This window comes from Rhodoplanes roseus (assembly GCF_003258865.1).
Taxonomy (GTDB): domain Bacteria; phylum Pseudomonadota; class Alphaproteobacteria; order Rhizobiales; family Xanthobacteraceae; genus Rhodoplanes; species Rhodoplanes roseus.
Genome location: NZ_NPEX01000472.1, coordinates 1 through 2,859, shown reverse-complemented (window position 1 = coordinate 2,859; position 2,859 = coordinate 1). Strand labels below are relative to the sequence as shown.

The 2,859-nt window shown below is 71.1% G+C and carries 4 protein-coding genes; all 4 read left to right on the top strand.

Going from position 1 to position 2,859, the window contains the following annotated elements:
• Nucleotides 1-336, top strand: a 336-nt coding sequence (locus CH341_RS30295; RefSeq protein WP_210208679.1) for a hypothetical protein, incomplete at its 5' end; no start/stop codon positions are given.
• Nucleotides 333-623, top strand: a complete 291-nt coding sequence (locus CH341_RS30290; protein WP_111423215.1) for a hypothetical protein — start codon at nt 333-335, stop codon at nt 621-623. The genes CH341_RS30295 and CH341_RS30290, both read left to right, overlap by 4 nt.
• A gap of 11 nt (nt 624-634) precedes the next feature.
• Nucleotides 635-970, top strand: a complete 336-nt coding sequence (locus CH341_RS30285; RefSeq protein ID WP_111423212.1) for a hypothetical protein — start codon at nt 635-637, stop codon at nt 968-970.
• A complete protein-coding gene (locus CH341_RS30280) occupies nt 967-2,724 on the top strand; it encodes a helicase HerA domain-containing protein (protein WP_111423209.1) in 1,758 nt (585 codons plus the stop codon). Before CH341_RS30285 ends, CH341_RS30280 begins: the two co-directional genes overlap by 4 nt.
• Nucleotides 2,725-2,859 lie beyond the last annotated feature (135 nt).

Genomic DNA, 2,859 nt, shown 5'->3' with positions numbered 1-2,859 from the left:
CACCACCCGCTCGGGAGCAGCATCATGAAACAACGAGAGTTCACGAAGTGCCTTCGCTGCGGCAAGGGCGTGATGCATGCCGGCGCGATCACGTTCTTCCGCGTCTCGATCGAGCGGCTGGTCGTCGACCTCGGCGCGGTGCGCCGCCAGCACGGTCTCGAGCTGCAGATCGGTGCGCTCGCCCAGCACATGGGCCCCGACGAGGACATCGCGAGGCCGATTCTCCCTGCCGTCGCGGGCCTGGTCTGCGAATCGTGCGCCATGGCCGGCGACCCGCTTTTCGATCTCTGGTCGAAGGCGACCGATGCGGCGGAACCGGAGGGCTCGTCCTCATGAAGACCGAGTTCTTCCACATCAGCCCCATCGGCCTGCTGATGACGGCCGGCATCGGGTTGTTCCTGGACCAGGCGCTGACGTGCGGCATCGCCGCGGGCGATCCGTCCCGGGCCGCCGCGTCGGCCTTCATCGCCGCCCTGCTGGCGATCGCGCTGCGCTCGGATCTCCGGGTGCGGGTCCAGGACGGTCGTTACGTCCGCGGACGCCTCGGCCTGTGGCGTCAAAGCGACGACGCGCCGCCCGTCCGCCGCATCGAGCGGGTCGGCCCAGTTCAACCGCTGCACTGAAAGGAACGAACTTGAGCACCAGCGCACCGAACACCCCGCCCGGAGTCGTCGCCATCGTGATGGCGGAAGACGGCCACGTCATCGCGACAGCGACTGATTTCCACCGAGAGGCGCCGGGCGGGTTCGAGCTCTGGGACGGACAGCGCATGCGGGCCGCGAAGGAGGCGCAGTGGAAGGCGATCGACGCTCTCTGCTCGCCCGTCGTCTCGAAGGCTCTCGACGACTACACGACCGAGCAGGTGTTCCGGAAGATGCAGGAGAAGAACAACGTCCGCATCGTCCTCATCGCCCTCGGGCATCCCCCCGACGCCCAGGCCGACTTCGACCACCGGAGCCGCCGCCGATGAGCCGCCACCCGATTCCCGACGCCGCCCTCGACGATCGCCTCGGCATCGTCGGCATGACCGGATCCGGCAAGACCTACGGGGCCGGCACCTGCGTCGAGCGCATCCTGGCGAAGCGCGGCCGGGTGATCATCCCGGACCCGCTCGGCGTCTGGTGGGGGCTCCGGCTGCTGGCCGACGGCAAGACACCCTCGGCCCACGAGGTGGTGGTGTTCGGCGGCCCGCACGCCGACCTGCCGGTGTCGCCGCAGCACGGCGCGCTGATCGGCGAGACGGTCGCCGGCATGCGCGAGAGCGCGATCCTCGACCTGTCCGGGTTCGAGACGGCCGCGTCCGAGCGGCGCTTCATGCTCGCCTTCCTCGACGCGCTCTATCGCAAGGCGACGGGCGAGCCCGTGCATCTCGTGTTCGACGAGGCCGACCTGTGGGCGCCCGAACGCATCCTCGATCGGGAGGGCGACGCGACCAAGCTGCACGGCATGATGCAGACCGTCGTGCGGCGCGGCCGGATCAAGGGGCTCACGTCCTGGCTGATCTCGCAGCGGCCGGCGGCGCTGTCGAAGAGCGTGCTGTCCCAGGTCGACGGGCTGGTGGCGTTCCGGCTCACGGCGAGCCAGGACCGTAAGGCGCTCGGTGCCTGGATCGAGGGCCAGGCCGACCGGGCCGAAGGTGCCGCGATGCTGGGCCGGCTGCCGACCAAGGCCCGCGGCGAGGCGGTCGTCTGGCTGCCGGCCCGCGGCATCCTGTCAGACGTCGCATTCCCGGCGAAAGCGACCTGGGACTCCTCCCGCACGCCGAAGCGCGGCGAGACGCGGGCGCGCATCGACCTTTTGCCGCTCGATCTCGGCAGCCTGAAGCAGCGCCTCGCCACCGTCGAGGCGGAGAACAAGGCCAACGATCCGAAGGCGCTGCGCGCCGAGTTGGCTCGGCTGCAGCGCGAGCTGAGAGAAGCGTCTGCAAAAGCCGCCCAAAATATTCAAAATCAATGCAAGCCCGACCCGGACGCACTGGCCGATGCGGAGCGGCGCGGCTATTCCCGCGGCGAGGCCGCGGCGCTCGAAGCCTGGCGGCAGACCGACACGACCGTCGGCCGGGCCATCGACCACCTGATGACCTGCGGCGAGCAGCTTCGGGCGATGCTGGAGAAGGTGCGCGCCGACATGGCCCAGCGCGTCGAGTCGCGCGCGACGGTCGCTTCCTCGAAATCGCCGTCGCGTGCCGAGCCCGCGCCCGCGCCCGCGCCCGCCACGTCCGGCCGCCCGCTCGCCGCACACCGTCCGCCGGCCGGCGCGGGCATCCCCCTGCCCCGGGCGGAGCGGCTGATTCTCAGCGTTCTGGCGCAGTATCCGGACGGTCGCGCCAAGAACCAGATCGCGATTCTCACCGGGTATGCCGTCGACGGGGGCGGCTTCAACAACGCGATCTCCGCCGCCCGCTCAGCCGGCCGGCTCGAGGGATCGGGCGATCGCCTCCGCATCACCGACCGCGGCCTCGCCGACCTCGGCGCGTTCGAGCCGCTGCCGACCGGCCACGCTCTCCTGCAGCACTGGCTCGGCAAGCTCGGCAAGGCCGAGCGGGCCGCCCTGTCGGGGCTCGCCGAGATCTATCCGCGGGCGATGTCGAAGGACGATCTTGCCGCGCGCGCCGGCTACGAGCCGAGCGGCGGCGGGTTCAACAACGCGCTGTCCCGGCTGCGCACCCTCGAGCTGATCGAGGGCCGCGGCGAGCTGCGCGCGTCGGATGCGCTGTTCGGATAGCAGGAGGACTTCATGCCGCGAGTGTCGATCGTCTCGTCTCCCGAAAGCGCGTTCGCCGCCGCCCTCGGCGGCCGCGGCTTCGGCCCCTGCGTCACCGGCCTCGGCGCACGCCCGGCGCCCGTCGCCGGGCCGAAG

Bases quoted from the DNA above. Each gene is read 5' to 3' on its own strand.
- CH341_RS30290 (WP_111423215.1), top strand. From the start codon at position 333: ATGAAGACCGAGTTCTTCCACATCAGCCCCATCGGCCTGCTGATGACG.
- CH341_RS30280 (WP_111423209.1), top strand. From the start codon at position 967: ATGAGCCGCCACCCGATTCCCGACGCCGCCCTCGACGATCGCCTCGGC.